Source organism: Sphaerimonospora cavernae (genome assembly GCF_042435035.1).
Taxonomy (GTDB): Bacteria; Actinomycetota; Actinomycetes; order Streptosporangiales; family Streptosporangiaceae; genus Sphaerimonospora; species Sphaerimonospora cavernae.
Genome location: NZ_JBHMQT010000043.1, coordinates 1 through 14,704 on the forward strand (window position 1 = coordinate 1; position 14,704 = coordinate 14,704).

Annotated in this window: 16 protein-coding genes; 6 read left to right on the forward strand and 10 right to left on the reverse strand. The window is 69.4% G+C overall.

Features of this window, described 5'->3' with window-relative positions; all coding sequences use genetic code 11:
* The first annotated feature begins 102 nt into the window (after nt 1–102).
* On the forward strand, nt 103–297 hold the full coding sequence (locus ACFHYQ_RS19440; RefSeq protein ID WP_394302577.1) for a CsbD family protein: 195 nt from the start codon (nt 103–105) through the stop codon (nt 295–297).
* Between the two features lie 201 nt (nt 298–498).
* On the opposite strand, the gene ACFHYQ_RS19445 is transcribed toward ACFHYQ_RS19440, so the two are convergent.
* Together ACFHYQ_RS19445 and ACFHYQ_RS19450 are read right to left on the reverse strand one after the other, a co-directional pair.
* Nucleotides 499–624, reverse strand: coding sequence for a hypothetical protein (locus ACFHYQ_RS19445; protein WP_394302578.1), 126 nt, complete (start codon nt 622–624; stop codon nt 499–501).
* Nucleotides 625–902: 278 nt separating this feature from the next.
* Nucleotides 903–1,463: a hypothetical protein gene (locus tag ACFHYQ_RS19450; protein ID WP_394302579.1), complete on the reverse strand. Its 561-nt coding sequence runs from the start codon at nt 1,461–1,463 to the stop codon at nt 903–905.
* 406 nt (nt 1,464–1,869) lie between these two features.
* On the opposite strand from ACFHYQ_RS19450, the gene ACFHYQ_RS19455 reads away from it, so the two are divergent.
* Both ACFHYQ_RS19455 and ACFHYQ_RS19460 read left to right on the forward strand, forming a co-directional pair.
* Nucleotides 1,870–2,286 carry a CBS domain-containing protein gene (locus tag ACFHYQ_RS19455; protein ID WP_204011231.1) on the forward strand — a complete coding sequence of 139 codons (417 nt, stop codon included), beginning with the start codon at nt 1,870–1,872 and terminating at the stop codon, nt 2,284–2,286.
* Nucleotides 2,287–2,582: 296 nt separating this feature from the next.
* The gene (locus tag ACFHYQ_RS19460) at nt 2,583–3,170 is read left to right on the forward strand and encodes a hemerythrin domain-containing protein (RefSeq protein WP_394302580.1); all 588 of its coding nucleotides are present in this window, start codon (nt 2,583–2,585) and stop codon (nt 3,168–3,170) included.
* A gap of 100 nt (nt 3,171–3,270) precedes the next feature.
* Here the strand turns inward: ACFHYQ_RS19460 and ACFHYQ_RS19465 are convergent, their stop codons facing one another.
* The 6 genes from ACFHYQ_RS19465 to ACFHYQ_RS19490 form a co-directional block, all read right to left on the reverse strand.
* The gene (locus ACFHYQ_RS19465; RefSeq protein WP_394302581.1) at nt 3,271–4,470 is read right to left on the reverse strand and encodes a hypothetical protein; all 1,200 of its coding nucleotides are present in this window, start codon (nt 4,468–4,470) and stop codon (nt 3,271–3,273) included.
* Nucleotides 4,471–4,729: 259 nt separating this feature from the next.
* Nucleotides 4,730–7,138: a Tex family protein gene (locus ACFHYQ_RS19470; protein ID WP_394302657.1), complete on the reverse strand. Its 2,409-nt coding sequence runs from the start codon at nt 7,136–7,138 to the stop codon at nt 4,730–4,732.
* A 322-nt stretch (nt 7,139–7,460) separates the two neighbouring features.
* Nucleotides 7,461–7,802, reverse strand: a complete 342-nt coding sequence (locus ACFHYQ_RS19475) for a hypothetical protein (RefSeq protein ID WP_204011236.1) — start codon at nt 7,800–7,802, stop codon at nt 7,461–7,463.
* A 120-nt stretch (nt 7,803–7,922) separates the two neighbouring features.
* Nucleotides 7,923–8,762 carry an SDR family NAD(P)-dependent oxidoreductase gene (locus ACFHYQ_RS19480; protein ID WP_394302582.1) on the reverse strand — a complete coding sequence of 280 codons (840 nt, stop codon included), beginning with the start codon at nt 8,760–8,762 and terminating at the stop codon, nt 7,923–7,925.
* A gap of 1 nt (nt 8,763) precedes the next feature.
* Nucleotides 8,764–9,267, reverse strand: a complete 504-nt coding sequence (locus ACFHYQ_RS19485) for a nuclear transport factor 2 family protein (protein ID WP_394302583.1) — start codon at nt 9,265–9,267, stop codon at nt 8,764–8,766.
* A 135-nt stretch (nt 9,268–9,402) separates the two neighbouring features.
* On the reverse strand, nt 9,403–11,160 hold the full coding sequence (locus ACFHYQ_RS19490) for a RecQ family ATP-dependent DNA helicase (RefSeq protein ID WP_394302584.1): 1,758 nt from the start codon (nt 11,158–11,160) through the stop codon (nt 9,403–9,405).
* Between the two features lie 202 nt (nt 11,161–11,362).
* On the opposite strand from ACFHYQ_RS19490, the gene ACFHYQ_RS19495 reads away from it, so the two are divergent.
* The gene (locus tag ACFHYQ_RS19495) at nt 11,363–11,587 is read left to right on the forward strand and encodes a hypothetical protein (protein ID WP_394302585.1); all 225 of its coding nucleotides are present in this window, start codon (nt 11,363–11,365) and stop codon (nt 11,585–11,587) included.
* Between the two features lie 91 nt (nt 11,588–11,678).
* Here the strand turns inward: ACFHYQ_RS19495 and ACFHYQ_RS19500 are convergent, their stop codons facing one another.
* On the reverse strand, nt 11,679–12,074 hold the full coding sequence (locus ACFHYQ_RS19500) for an HPF/RaiA family ribosome-associated protein (protein WP_394302586.1): 396 nt from the start codon (nt 12,072–12,074) through the stop codon (nt 11,679–11,681).
* Nucleotides 12,075–12,188: 114 nt separating this feature from the next.
* Between ACFHYQ_RS19500 and ACFHYQ_RS19505 the strand changes: the two genes are divergently transcribed.
* Complete coding sequence (locus ACFHYQ_RS19505) at nt 12,189–12,680, forward strand: metallophosphoesterase family protein (protein WP_394302587.1); 492 nt, start codon at nt 12,189–12,191, stop codon at nt 12,678–12,680.
* A 295-nt stretch (nt 12,681–12,975) separates the two neighbouring features.
* Here ACFHYQ_RS19505 and ACFHYQ_RS19510 read toward each other — a convergent pair whose 3' ends face one another.
* Nucleotides 12,976–14,016 (reverse strand): AMIN-like domain-containing (lipo)protein, encoded by a 1,041-nt coding sequence (locus ACFHYQ_RS19510; protein ID WP_394302588.1) that lies wholly within the window; start codon nt 14,014–14,016, stop codon nt 12,976–12,978.
* Between the two features lie 218 nt (nt 14,017–14,234).
* Here ACFHYQ_RS19510 and ACFHYQ_RS19515 point away from each other — a divergent pair, with 218 nt between their 5' ends.
* Nucleotides 14,235–14,648 (forward strand): PH domain-containing protein, encoded by a 414-nt coding sequence (locus ACFHYQ_RS19515; RefSeq protein WP_394302589.1) that lies wholly within the window; start codon nt 14,235–14,237, stop codon nt 14,646–14,648.
* Nucleotides 14,649–14,704 lie beyond the last annotated feature (56 nt).

A 14,704-nucleotide genomic window follows, 5' to 3' on the forward strand; every position in this document is an offset into this window, starting at 1 on the left:
GATCAAGCCCCACCGTAGGGGCGAATCAAGGGAATTGATCACAACCCGATACGCGCCCTAGTTGTTGCTCTCATCGTGAAGCGCGATGAGAAGGAGAGAATCATGAGTACTGAGGACAAGTTCCGCAACAAGGCCCAAGAGGTCGGCGGCATGGCCAAGGAAGGGGTCGGCAGGGCCGTGGACGACGAGAGCCTCGAGGCTCGCGGTCAGGCCGAGCAGAGCGAGAGCAAGGTCAAACAGGCCGGCGAGAAGGTGAAGGACGCCGCCGGCCGGGTGAAGGACGCCTTCACGGACTGACCATGCGTACGGCCGATCCGGCCCCGCATCCCCGATGGACGTCGGGGTGCGGAAGGCCGGTGATCGGGGGGCTTGGGGGCAACGGATGAACCGGATGAAGGGGAGGGTGAGGGACGCCGGCGCTGGGAGGCGTTCCTTTCCGAAGGGCCTTCCTCCTGGGTGTGGATCGGGGCGGGGGTGCCACGATCCCGGGAAGGCGGTTCAGGCCGCCGGGGCGAAGTTGATCCGGAAGCTGGACGTCACCAGAGCCTGGACGAGTCGCATGATCAGTGCTTCCAGGAGTATCAGAGCCGCCTTGGCGAGAACGGCGGCGATGAAGTCAGTCATTGGATACCTTATCGGGACGAAGCAACGTGCTATGGCAGCATGACGCATAAACCTCGCATGTAGGCGTAAAAGAGGTTACCGTACGGTGAACAGCGTATGACGAGACGGAGACCTGCCGCCGTGCGTCGCGTCCCGGTGCGGCGGGGAAATCATCGGTGCGGACGTGGTCGCCCTCCCCGTCGCCGGTCGGTGCGCGCTTCGTCCGAGAAGCCCCGGGAACGCGCGGATGGACCAGACAAACCGAAGCGGCCTGGTCCATCTGAGCTAAGGCTGGTGCGTTACTTGCCGGTGGTCCTGGTACGCCCTGTCGCCGTCGCCGGCTTGGTCTTCGGCTCGGCCTTCGCCGTCGCCTGCTGAGCCGCCCGGGCGGCGGCTTCCCCGACCGCCTGCTCGCCTGCGGCCGCCGGGCTCGGGGTAGCGGCGGCGCCCGGAGCGGAGGCAGCTGTGGCGCGGGTTTCGTGACGTGGCGCACGCAGCGGAGACCACCGCTGCTCCTGCGCACGCGTCCGCTGCGCGATCAACGTTCCGGCGCCGATCGCGGCCGCCACCGGCCAGTCGATCAGGCCGAGCACCGCCAGCGCACCGAGCCCGCCGTAATATGCGAGCCGCTCGGGCGGCGGAAGGAACGTCCGGGCGATGTCCACGGCCTGGCCCACGTCGTGGCGACTCACATGCGGCAGTCCGATGTGCGGGAGGTGCAGTTCCGGCGGCCGCACCTGGATGCGCACGAACGGCAGGTTCAGATTGAACTGACGGCCGGGCTCCTCCGCCGCCGCGGGAGTCGCGGTCGCGTCGGACGCGCCGCGAGACGTCTGGGGTGTCGTCTGGGTCACGGTCATGCTTCCTCCCCCGTATCGCCAAGGCTCCGATGGTGGGTCGGGGCCGACCGACCCGTGAGGCCCACAGCGCAAAATGACCTTTCTATCCTCCACCGCCGCTGCTTGGGTTGCTCGTGGCAATAACGGTTATTTGCCCACTTTTGCAGGTACCGTTTCGCCGTCGTTCTGTAGAACGTCTCGGTCGGGAGGAGATCCCGGTCCCGCGTGGTGCGTTCACGGTCGGTGGCTATCAGCATGTTGAGATCTCGGAGATCTCGGAGATCTCGGCGAGGGCGGCGAGAGCCCGGCGCGGGAGGCCGCCTCATGTCTCGGCGGGTGCCGCCGGGAGGAACTTCCTCACCCGGACGTGTGTCCTCGGCGTGGAGGGTATGGAGATTAGTTCTTCACCAAGGACAGGAGGTTTCCGATGGCACAGACCGTGGCGGATGTGATGACGGCCAATCCGGCGACGGTGGAGGCGAATGACACGGTGTCGACCGCCGCCCGGCTCATGCGCGAAAAGGACGCCGGTGGCATCGTCGTCACCGACGGCGGACATGTGCGCGGCATCATCACCGACCGTGACATAGCCATCCGCGTCATGGCCGACGGGAAAGGGCCGGACACCCCGGTGAGGGAGGCCAGCAGCGAGGAGCTCACGACGGTGTCTCCGGACGCCACCGTGGACGAGGTCGTCCGGCTCATGCGTGAGCGGGCCATCCGCCGGGTGCCGGTCGTACGGGACGACCAGGCCGTCGGCATCGTCAGCCTCGGGGATCTCGCGATGGAACGGGACTCCCGGTCGGCTCTGGGAGGCATCTCGGCCGCGCCGCCCAACCAGTGAAACCGACGCCACCGATCAGGAAAACGGGCGGACCTCCGCCCGTTTTCGCTCACCCCCTCTCCCCCCCGTGATCTTGCACTGAGAACGGCAAGATCACGCCCTGTTTGGGGGAGGGGCACGGCCTGCTGTGGGGGTCATGCCCTGGGGGCGGGGGGCGTGATGCCGAACGGGGGAGGGTACGGATTCCACGGTGCCTGGTTCAAGTGCCCGATTCGCGGGCCTGATTCGAGGGCGCGCGGGGGCATTGCGGCCCGAATCGGGTTGGGCATGGGCGTCGGATCCGAAGGGAGAGTCCCATGACCGATGTACAACATCCGGTTCCTGAGCTGATGAGGGAGAACGACGTCGTCGATCTGCTCATTCATCAGCATTCGATGATCAGGGACATGTTCGACGAGGCGGCGAAGGCGCCGGAAGACGGGCGGGCGGAGGCGTTCCGGCGGCTGGTGCGGATGCTCGCGGTGCACGAGACGGCAGAGGAGGAGATCGTGCACCCCTACGCGCGGCGCAAGCTGGACGGCGGGGACGCGGTGGTCGCCGATCGTCTTGCGGAGGAACGCGAGGCCAAGCGGCTGCTCGTGGTGATGGACAGGAACGGGCCGCGGCACCCGGACTTCCTCGCCAACCTCGACATGCTGCGGGTCGCCGTGCTGGCGCACGCGCGCGCGGAGGAACGGTACGAGTTCCCGCGACTCCGGGCCCGCACCTCGGCGATGGAACGCCGGGCGATGGCGCTGGGCGTGCGGGCGGCGGAGGCGATGGCACCCACCCGTCCACGCCCCGGGGTGGAGTCGGCGATGCGGAACCTGCTGCTCGGACCGCCAGCAGCGATCATGGACAGGGCCCGCGACCTGATCGCGATGGCGGTCGGCAGGAAGGACTGACGGGCCGACGACCACCGCCCGGCGGTACGGCTCACGCCCCGGCGGGCGTGGACCGTACCGCCGGGCGGGCCGGCCCGCGGCGGGGTGCTCAGTGGGACGCTCAGTGGGGCCGCAGGCTGTACATCGGGTGGGCGCCCTCGGTCTCCAGGCGGTATTCCCGGCCGGACTTGGCGCGGTTCTCGTCGATGACGCGTTCGCTCGGCGGCTCCTGGTCTCCGTGGATCTGTTCCTGCCAGCGCTGGAAGCGCTCATGGGCCTCCTGGACGTACCCGGTGCCCAGCGTGGTGTAGTCGATCTGGGTGGCGATCACCTCGCGGATGTAGCTCTTGTTCGGCTCGAACCTCACGGGTGCGGGCAGCCGTGGGGCGAGGATCTCCTGCGGTTCCCGCCCGTCGTGCCGGCGCATCATGTCCGCCGCGATACGCAGGTGTTCGAGTTCCATGTTCAGATGCAGCTCCCAGATCGCCCGCACCTTCGGATCGGTCTCGGTCTCCATGAACGAGTGGTAGAGGTAGCACTCGTTGTACTCGTGGTTGACCAGTTGCTCCCACCACGTCTCGCCAGGATCCACCAGAGACTCGTAATGCGTGACGTGCTCCTCCTCGATCAGACTGATCTCCTGGTAGAGCTGCCGGGCGATCGGCTCCATGTACATCGGCCCGACGTTCATGTAGAAGTTCAGCGTCTGCTGCTCGGCCGACATGATGGTCAGCGCGTGCAGTTTGGAGATCGGAGCGGCGGCGTTCCGGTCGTAGGGCTCGCGCACGTTGTCGACCGGGTGCCGCTGGTGCAGCCTGGTCGGCCGGGCCGGTATCACCTCGGTGAGCTGGTCGACGATCTTCTCGGCCTTCCGGTGCTCGATCATCTCGAACAGGTTGGCGTATCGATACAGGTGATCGAAGTCCTCCAGCAGCCCGAACTGGTAGGCCTGCTTGAGGTAGGGATCGGGTTCCATCCGGGCGACCCACGCGGTCAGGTCGGTCGCCACCTGCTCGTAGGCCAGCGTGGTCTCCAGCACCGAGGCCAGCCCCGGCAGCAGCCAGTTGACCACCCTCTGCTGCTGCGCTTCGATGAATCGCGTCTCTGCCAGCTGCTGCCTGTCCTCCAAGTCGGGGCAGTGCCGGGCGAGATGACGATTGAACATGATCGCTTCACTCTCGATGCCGTTCATCGTGATGATCCGGCACCGGGTGTACGGATCGGCGTGATCCGGGTCGATCGGGGTCACGTTCAGCTCGCGCCAGTTGCGCAGCTGGCGGTCCAGAGGAATTCCCCGTTCCTCCAGTGGATTGAACGTCATCTCGCCTGCTCCTTCCCCCGATTCCGCTGAGCGTCGCGCAGGGCTTACCCAGCGGCGAAAGGACAGCAAACGTCCGCCTTCCATGCTCATGGCCGCAGATGGTCAGGCTTTACGCCCGATGTCACCCTCCGTCGTCGTTGTCCGGGCCGTACATGGCGACGGCCGGCGAAGCCCGCGGCGGGCGCGGGCCCCTGGTGGCACTGGCGGTACTGGCGGCACCGGCGGAACCAACCGGTGCCGCCTGCGGGAAGCCGGCCCGTCAGCGGGAGTCGGGGCCTGCCAGGCCGGCGCGCCGCAGGGCCTCGGCCATCGCGCCGCCCGCCGGGGCGCCGCCCGAACCGCGACCGCCCTGCCGCTGTCCCTGCTTCTGGCCGCCCTGCCGCTGTCCCTGGCCCTGTCTGCCCCGGCCCTGCTGCTGCGCGCTCCCGCCGGCGCCCGGACGACCCTTCTGGGAGTTCTGGGCGCTCGGCCCGTTCTGGCCGTTGCGACCGTTCTGACCGTTCTGGCCTCGGCCGATGACCTCGTCGTCGAGGCGCAGGGTGAGCGAGATCCGCTTGCGCGGGATGTCGACGTCCAGCACCTTCACCCGCACGATGTCGCCGGGCTTGACCACGTCGCGCGGATCCTTGACGAACGAGTTCGACATCGCCGAAACGTGGACCAGGCCGTCCTGGTGCACGCCGACGTCGACGAAGGCGCCGAACGCGGCGACGTTGGTCACCACGCCCTCCAGCACCATCCCCGGGGTCAGATCGGCGAGCGTCTCCACGCCCTCCTTGAAGGCGGCGGTCTTGAAGGCCGGGCGGGGGTCGCGTCCCGGCTTCTCCAACTCCTTGAGGATGTCGGTGACGGTCGGCAGCCCGAAGGTGTCGTCGACGAAGTCGGCCGGCCTGAGCGAGCGGAGCACCGAGGCGTCGCCGATCAGGGCGCGCAGGTCGCCGCTGGTCGCATCGAGGATGCGGCGGACGACGGGGTACGCCTCCGGATGCACGCTGGAGGCGTCCAGCGGGTCGTCACCGCCGGGAATGCGCAGGAAGCCCGCGCACTGCTCGAACGCCTTCGGGCCGAGCCGGGGGACGTCCTTGAGGCCCTTACGCGACCGGAACGGGCCGTTGGCGTCCCGGTGGGCCACGATGTTCTCCGCCAGCGTGGCGCCGATGCCGGAGACCCGGGTCAGCAGCGGGGCGGATGCGGTGTTCACGTCCACGCCGACGCCGTTCACGCAGTCCTCGACCACCGCGTCGAGCGAGCGCGACAGCTTCAGCTCGGACAGATCGTGCTGGTACTGCCCCACGCCGATCGACTTGGGGTCGATCTTCACGAGCTCGGCCAGCGGGTCCTGGAGGCGGCGCGCGATCGAGACCGCGCCGCGCAGCGACACGTCGAGGCCGGGCAGTTCCTGTGAGGCGTAGGCCGAGGCCGAGTAGACCGACGCGCCCGCCTCCGAGACGACCACCTTGGTGAGCTGCGGCATGTGCCGTACCAGCTCGCCGGCGAGCTTGTCGGTCTCGCGCGAGGCCGTGCCGTTGCCGATCGCGATCAAATCGACGCCGTGCTCGGCGGCGAGCCGGGCGAGCACGGCCAGCGACTGGTCCCACTGCCGCTTCGGTTCGTGCGGGTAGATGGTGTCGGTCGCGACCACCTTGCCGGTCGCGTCGACGACCGCGACCTTCACTCCGGTCCGCAGCCCCGGGTCGAGGCCCATGGTCGCCCGGGTGCCGGCGGGGGCGGCCAGCAGCAGGTCGCGCAGGTTGGCGGCGAAGACGCGGACCGCCTCCTCCTCGGCGGCCTGCCACAGCCGGGTGCGCAGATCGATGCCGAGGTGCACGAGGATCCGGGTGCGCCAGGCCCACCTGACGGTGTCGGCGAGCCAGTGGTCGGCGGGGCGGCCGCGGTCCGAGACGCCGAACCGCTGGGCGATCCGCAGCTCGTAGTCGTTCGGCTCCTCGGCCTCGGGGTCGAGCGTGAGAGTGAGGACCTCCTCCTTCTCACCCCGGAACATCGCGAGGATCCGGTGGGACGGCAGCGACGTGAACGGCTCGGAGAAGTCGAAGTAGTCGGCGAACTTCGCCCCGGCCTCCTGCTTGTCGTCCCGCACCTGGGATACCAGCCTGCCGCGAGCCCACATCCGCTCACGCAGATCGCCGATCAGGTCGGCGTCCTCGGCGAAGCGCTCGACCAGGATGGCCCTGGCCCCCTCCAGCGCCGCCGCCGCGTCTGCCACGCCCTCTCCGACGAACGCCTCCGCCGTGGCATGCGGATCGAGCTCCGGCTGGGCCAGCAGCTTGTCGGCCAGCGGCTCCAGCCCCGCCTCCCTGGCGATCTGGGCCTTGGTGCGGCGCTTGGGCTTGAAGGGGAGATAGATGTCCTCCAGCCGGGCCTTCGAATCCGCCGCCATGATCTGCGCTTCCAGGGCGTCGTCGAGCTTGCCCTGAGAGCGGATGGAGTCGAGGATGGCCGCTCGCCGTTCCTCCAGCTCCCGCAGGTAGCGCAGCCGCTCTTCGAGCGTGCGCAGTTGCGCGTCGTCCAGCGTGCCCGTCGCCTCCTTGCGGTAACGGGCGATGAACGGCACCGTGGCCCCGCCGTCGAGCAGGTCGACGGCCGCGGTCACCTGGCTTTCGCGCACGCCGAGCTCCTCGGCGATCCGCTGCTGAATGGACGTCGTCACCATCCTGATCCGCCTTCACATTGAGGTTCGGGGAAAGATTGTGCACGCTGCGCGCTCCGAGTGTCGCGCCCATCCCCTCAGTTGCTTCGATCAGGCGACGCCCGGGTCGGCCGTACGGCTGCCGCGACCCCCGCTCTCGCCGTACGGATGCACAGGAGACTATGCCGTGTCTGACTGACAAATGGCCGCCAACTAAGAGGACGGCCGTAGGTGAAAGCGCATCGCGATGCCGGGTTGTACGGCCTGGCGACCGTGCCCGGGACGGGCGGAATGCCGAGATTCCGCGCCGTCGAAGGCACGGACGCCGTCGGCGTCCGGAGATCTACGCCTCCGCGGGCAGCCCGGATGCGGCGGAGGCGGATTCGGCCGGAACCCGCGTGAACGGGACGGGCACGGCCGGTTCGGCCCTGCGGACGATCTCGGCGTGATGGCCGAGGTAGCCCGTGGGGAAGGTGGTGACACTGCCGCAGCCGCAGGAGGGGCAGCTCATCCCCGACCACGGGGGCTGGACGGGTGTGCCCTCACGAGTCCACACCACCATGTCGTTGCCGTGACCGTCCGACAGACGCCGGACCAGGTACTCCTCCTCCCAGACGAGCAGGCAGCGCAGGCATTCGAACGGCCACGTCTCGTAGGTGCTGAACCCTTCCTGCACCCGACTCACCCCCTAGAGTGTGATAAATTCCCCTTTTGAGTGTCCTCCCAGGTGGGAACGCCCGCAAGACGGACAGATGTCACGGTCCGTAATGTTTACATTGCGTAACGGAAGCGGATCGCCGGCTGTTCAGGCCGGGGGGAACACCGGGCCACCGCCGAAGGCGGCGCGGTGCGAGGCGGGACGGCGGCCGTCCTTCTCCGTCACGCCGTATTCGAGCGCGACCTCGGCCGAGATGAGCGTCTGCCCGCTGCGGGAGCCGATCTCGGGGTCGGCGGCGAGCGCGGCGATCACCCGGCCCTCGAACTCGGGGGTCTCGGCCTGGGCGATGGGGAAGCCGGCGATGTTGTCGATCCCCTTGGACAGCACTTTCTCGGTCTGCACGAGTCCCAGCCACAGCGACAGGACCGTCACGTCGTGTCCGGCCAGCTCATGGGCCATGTCACAGGTCATCTTGTCGAGCGCCGCCTTGGACATGCCGTACAGCACCGAGTGCAGATGACGCCGGGTGCCGAAGGAGGAGATGTTGACGATCAGGCCGCTGTCGCGCTCGACCATCCGCGACGTCGCGGCGGCACTGGCGACGAAGTGCGCCCGCAGCCCCACGTCGATGAGGGTCTCCCAGTCGCTGAGCGGCCGCTTCCAGAACGGATCGGCGGCGTTGTCGTAATTCGGGCCGGCCCACACGTTGTTGACCAGCAGATCGATCCGCCCGTGCCCGGCGTCGACGCGATCGAACAGAGCCATGATCTGGGCGTCGTCCCGGTGGTCGCACACGACGGCGATCCCGGTGCCGCCGCGTTCGGTCACCCCCTCGGCCGTACGCGTCAGCGGACTGGCGTCGTCGGCCGCGCCGCGCCCGGTGATGTACACGGTCCAGCCCTCCTCGCCGAGAGCGAGCGCGACGCCCTTGCCCACCCCTCTGCTCGCGCCGGTGACGACCGCGACCTTCCCGGTGCCGCGCCCCATGTCAGAACCCCTCCTTGACGACGGTTCCCTCAGGCAGTGGCCGTACCATCGACCAGAGTTCGCGGACGTGGCAGCTGGACTTCTTCCAGCGTCCGTCCTCGATGACGTACGTGTCGTCGTACTCGACGCTCGCGAGCCTCTCGGTGTCGTCGAGCAGGTTGATCTGCCGGAAGCGGAGCGTCCACTGGCCGACGGCCTCGGTGTCGGACAGCAGCGTGATCACGGGATGGATGCCGTGGTGCATGTCCAGGATCACGTGCCGCCCGTCCTCCTCACGGAGCGCGATCTTCGTGAAGATCTCCACCAGCCCCGAGACGTCGTCGTAGTCGCCCATCCGGCCGAAACGGATCGACGCGCCCTCCCGGATGAAGCAGTCGCGGAACGCCTCCGGGTCCTTGTTGTCGCAGGCCCGCCAGTAGCGGTACTTCAGCGTCTTGATCGCCTCCACCCGCTCCAGATCGGCGATCCGCTGCTCGGGGGTGCGCTGCGCCCCGGCCATGATCATCAGTCCCTTCCTGTCGCGACACAGGCGAACCGGAGTCGCTCGGTCGCCGCTGATCGTAAGAACAGGCGGCGGAGGGGCGGCAACGCGGATCCCGGTCACCGGGACGGGACCGGAGGGAAGCACGCAGGCAACGGGTCAGGCGAGGCCGAGGATGCCCTCCACCGCGCCGAGCGCCAGGGTCTTGTAGCCCACCGAGTCGAACAGCACGGTGATCCGGTCCGGCTCGCGGCTCATCACGATCCCGGGGCCCCACTCGGCGTGCCGTACGCCCGCGTGCAGCGGATAGGGCCCCTCGTCGCCGGTGACGGCGGGGGCGGCCGCCTCGCCGGAGCGGCAGGTGTCACATGCGCCGCACACCCGCTCGTACGGCTCGCCGAAGTACTCCAGCAGGAAACGGCGGCGGCAGCCGGTGGTCTCGGCGTAGCCCCGCATCATCTCCAGGCGGGAGTCGTCGAGGCGGTGCCGCATGTCGTCGAGCTTCATCGCGCGGTCGGCCGCCTCGTCCGGCGGCGGACCGTCCAGGGCGTAGCTGAGCCCGCCGCCGTGGGCGACCTCCACGGCGCCGGCCCGCTCCAGGAGGTTCACCTGCGAGGCCAGCTTGACCGGGCCGACGTCCAGCAGTTCGCGCAGCCGCGCCGGGGGCACCTCGCCGCTGTCGTCCAGTTCGCGGACGATCTCGGCGATGCGCTCCATCGCGGCCCGGTCGGCCCGTCCGCCGCCGAAGAACTTCCGCAGGCCGAGATCCTCGGGCCGGTAGAACAGCACCGCGGAGGCCGGCTCGCCGTCCCGTCCGGCCCGCCCGATCTCCTGGTAGTAGGCGTCCAGGGACTCCGGCGGGGCGGCGTGCAGTACGAACCGGACGTCCGGCTTGTCGATGCCCATTCCGAAGGCCGACGTCGCGACGACGACGTCCAGGCCGTCACCCTGGAACAGCTCGTGGATCGTGCGGCGGTCCTTCGCCTTCATCCCCGCGTGGTACGGCTCGGCCCGGCGGCCGCCGTCCGACAGCAGCGCGGCGTACTCCTCGGCCTGGCGCCGAGTGGCGACGTAGACCAGGCCGAGACCGTCCATCGGGTGCTCCGCGAGCGCCCGGCGCTTGTCGTCCTCACAGGTGAACCGGCGGACCTCGAGATAGATGTTGGGCCGGTCGAAGCCCCGGACGAGCTGCTGGGCGGAGGTCATCCCCAGCGACCGGACGATCTCGTCGCGCACGGTGGGCGCGGCCGTCGCCGTCATCGCGATCACGGGTGGATGGCCGAGCCGCTCGATCACCTTGCCGAGCCGCAGATATTCAGGACGAAAGTCGTGACCCCAGGCGGAGACGCAGTGCGCCTCGTCCACCGCGATCAGCGACGGCCTGGCCTCGGCCAGCCGGTCGACGACCTCGGGCTTGGCGAGCTGTTCGGGCGACAGGAACACGTATTCGGCCCGGCCCGCGATGACCTGATCGAGGCCCGCCTCGACCGACCCCGCCGAGTTCACCGCCACAGCCCCGCCCGCGTCGGCGGTCAGCAGGCTCATGACCTGGTCGCGCTGGAGCGCGATGAGCGGCGAGATCACGACGGTCGGGCCGTCCAGGAGGAGACCGGGCACCTGGTAGACGGCCGACTTCCCGCCGCCGGTCGGCATCACCAGCAGCACGTCGCGCCCGGCGAGCAGGTGCTCCATCGCCTCCCGCTGGCCCGGCCGCAGCCGCTCCCAGCCGAAGGCGTCGCGGGCGGTGGCGCGCAGCCGTCCAGCCCGCGCGCGAGCCCTGCGCCGTGGTCCACTCCATGGCCGCGCGCCGATCTGACAGCCGGGCCGGCGCCCCGACCAGCGCCCCGACCAGCGCGCCGCCCGTCGCGCCGACCAGTACCCGGACCGGCGGCGGCCCGATCCGCGACTGAAGATCATTAGCCCACCGCTTCCTCACCGCTTCCTCAGCAGATCAGCCCAGCCGTACCCGGGGTGCGGGGGTCGAATCCGCGCGAATGCGAGAGAGTGCCCGAGAAGCCCCGGGTGTGTGGGTCGCTCGCCTAGTAAGGTATGACTCTTTTACGGCAAGGCACTCATATCCGGCAATCTCCCATGGCGAGGGGCGATCTCGGGAGGGCACGTGGCGGAGCTGCTGGGAGCAGCCGTCTCCCTGGCGGCCATGGCGGTGCTCGTGATGCTGGCGCTGCTGGCGATCTCGGTCGTCGTGCTGGCCGGGCTGGGCACGCTGGTCGCCGTGACGGCATTGGAGCGACGTTCCCGTCGAAGGACGATCGGCGGGCGGACGATCGGCGACCGTCCGGTCCCCGGCATCCAGACGCTGACCACTCCGCGGTCACCACAATGACGTACGGCCCGCCGGAGGGTTGCGGCGAGCCGTACGGGGATGCCCTCTTAGGGCCTGGGTCGTGTTCCGTGGCGGGCTCCGCCCGCTCCCGTCAGACCGGCACCTCGGGCCGCCGTGCCTCCTCGTCCACCTCCGCCGGCCCGTTGCGCGGCGACCGTTGCGGGTGCTTCCTGGAGTGCCGTCCGGTCAGCCGTTCCAAGCCGGAGCGCAGCCGCTCCTGGACGCCGGCGATCGCGCCGTGCATGGTCTCGGCCCGCGCCTCGGCGTGCAGGGCGTACCCGTTGACGTCGAGGACGGCCCGGGCCCGGCAGCGCTCCTCCGGAATGCGGGAGTGCGAGTCGCCCAGGACGACCCTGGCGTAGAGGATCGGCCTGCCGGTGAAGCGGGTCAGCGCCGCGATGCGCTCCCGCGCCTCCGTCACCGCCCCCGCCGGGACCTTTCCGTTCGTCTCCACCAGGACTGCTTCCGGCTTGATTGTCTCGTTCATGAGGCCAGTCTGGTGAGCACCGCCATCCCGCCGCCAGGGCCGTCCGTCCCACCCGGAAGGTCCTTCCTCATGGGGGGAGTAGGGACCCTGGACCCTGGCGGAGAGAATGGAAGTGTGAAAGTGGTCGTGCTGGCGGACACACACGCGCCACGCCGGTGGAAGTCGTGCCCGCCCAGAGTGGCCGAGCATCTCCGGCAGGCGGACGCGATCCTCCACGCGGGAGACGTCTGCACGGCCGACGTCCTGGTCGAACTGTCGGCCTACGCGCCCGTCCACGCGGTGCTCGGCAACAACGACGGCCCTGACGTGGCGGACTGGGGCGCCCCGGAGACCCTGGAGCTCAATCTGGACGGCCTCAAGGTCGCCATGATCCACGACAGCGGCCCGAAGGGGGGCAGGACCGCCCGGATGCGCCGCCGGTTCCCCGAGGCCGACCTGGTCGTGTTCGGCCACTCCCACATCCCGATGGATCTGACGGGCGACGGGGTGCGCGTCTTCAACCCCGGCTCGCCCACCGATCGCCGTAGCCAGCCCCACGGCACCCTCGGCGTACTGGAAATCGAGGACGGCCGCCTGCGAGAGGCCCGGATCACCCCGGTGACCTGACCACGAAATCCTAGCCGTGATCTTGCGAATTCTCGCAGCAGGGCGCCGTGAGCAGGAACTTCTCACATCGTGATCTTGCAGTTTCTCGCATAGATATGCCCTGACCAGCGGAAATGTTGTTCGCGATCTTGCAGTGCACGATAAGTGCAAGATCATGGATCGCATATACGCAGGTCGGGTGGCGTGGGTGCGAGAAACTGCAAGATCATCGGAGGGGTTTTCCCACGTTAGAGCGCTAGCGTGCGAGAAACTGCAAGATCACGGGGGAGGGGGTGGGCATGGGGGGCGGGGTGGGTTATGGTTCCAGGCTCCTGGGGATGGAGTCGGACCGGCCGGTGGGGTGCTGGGTGCGGCCGAAGCGGTCGTAGATCTTCACCCAGCGGATGCCGGGGAACTGCTTGAGGGTGGGGGTGATCTGGTCGGCGATCGTGTAGGTGGATCCTCCGCTCGTGATCTTCCCGGTGAGGCGGACCCGGGCGACCCCGTCACGTACGGTCAGCGAACTGAAACCGGTGGCCTTGGAGTTGACGAAGCGCAGCCCCCTGGCGTATTCGGCCTGGGTCGGTCCGGCGAACAGCCGCTGGAGGGCGCCGCGTGCGGTGGCGGGCGGGATCACCGGGCGGCGCACCGCCACCGTGTACGGATCCCGCCCCGCCGCGTAGGCGCGCGAGTCGTGCAGGAAGGTCTTCACCGGCACGGTCCGGAACGGCGTCTTGATGTCGATGACGACCCGGTTGGGGTGGGTGAGGGTGTACATCCGGTACGGCGTGCGCCGCGACAGCCCGATGCCGAAGCTGAGCACCCCCTCGAAGTCGCCCGCGTTGACGACCTGGATCACCCCGGGGAGGGGATAGGTCTCGCGGGTGGGCCCGTAGGTGCCCGCACCGCGGCTGTCGTGCCCCACCGCGCGGCCGAAGCGGACCTGCAGGATCGCGTCGCCGGCCACCTGGACCCGATTGCCCGAGCCGTCGGCGATCAGGGAGGAGACGTAGGAAGCGCGGCGGGTGGCCGGAAGCGGCCCGCGGAACTCGAAGACCAGGCGGTCCAGCCCACGATGGTGGGCGGCTCGGATGTCGACCAGGGTCGACACGGGACGGGCGGCGGAGAACCGTGCAGTGGCGGGAATCGGGACGGCGGCGGGAATCGGGACGGCGGCGGGAATCGGGACGGCGGCGGGAATCGGGACGGCGGCGGGAATCGGGACGGCGGCGGGAATCGGGACGGCGGCGGGTAACTGGGCGGCGGTGGGGACGGGAGCCGCGGCGGCGGGTGCCGCCAGGATCGTGGCGGTCATCAGCGGGACGGCCAGCGCGGCCAGGGGGCGTGCTCGGGACATCGTTACTCCTCGGAGATTTCCCCGCGGGCGAGGGCGTCCCGCGAGGGTGGCGCCGGTCTGGCACCTGTTTCGATAGTGCGCCCCGAGGCGGGCTGTATTGGAGCGGTCCAGGGTCACATTCCGGTGACTGAAGGTCCCCCCGGTGGTAACCGTCGGAGGCGCGGACGATCGGAACACGGACGGCGTCGTGACACTCTGGGCGTTGTTACGCTGCCAACGTGGCTGCTGTTGAGGGGCCGCGGCACGAATGGCGGGTGCCGCGACAGGTCGTCATGGCCAAGATCGCCGGAGCCGTCCTGTTCGGAGTGCTGGCGACGATCGGCGATCATCACCAGCTCTTCCTCGCCGGCGTCGTGGCCCTCGGGCTCGCCGTGGTGGCGATGCGCGATTTGGTCATCCCCGTACGGCTGTCCGCGAGCGCCGACGGGCTGGTCGTCGCCGGCCTGGCCGGCAGGGAACGGATCTCCTGGAACGACGTGGACCGCATCCGGGTGGACTCCCGCCGCCGCTACGGACTGACCACGGAGTTGCTGGAGATCGAGGCGGGGGACCAGGTCCACCTCTTCAGCCGGTTCGATCTCGGCGCCTCGGTGTTCGACGTCGCCGACGCGCTGATGAAGCTGCGCCCCTGATCGGCGGCCATGCCCATCGGCCGAGCAGGCCGGGCCGGTCGCCGCTCACCCTGCCG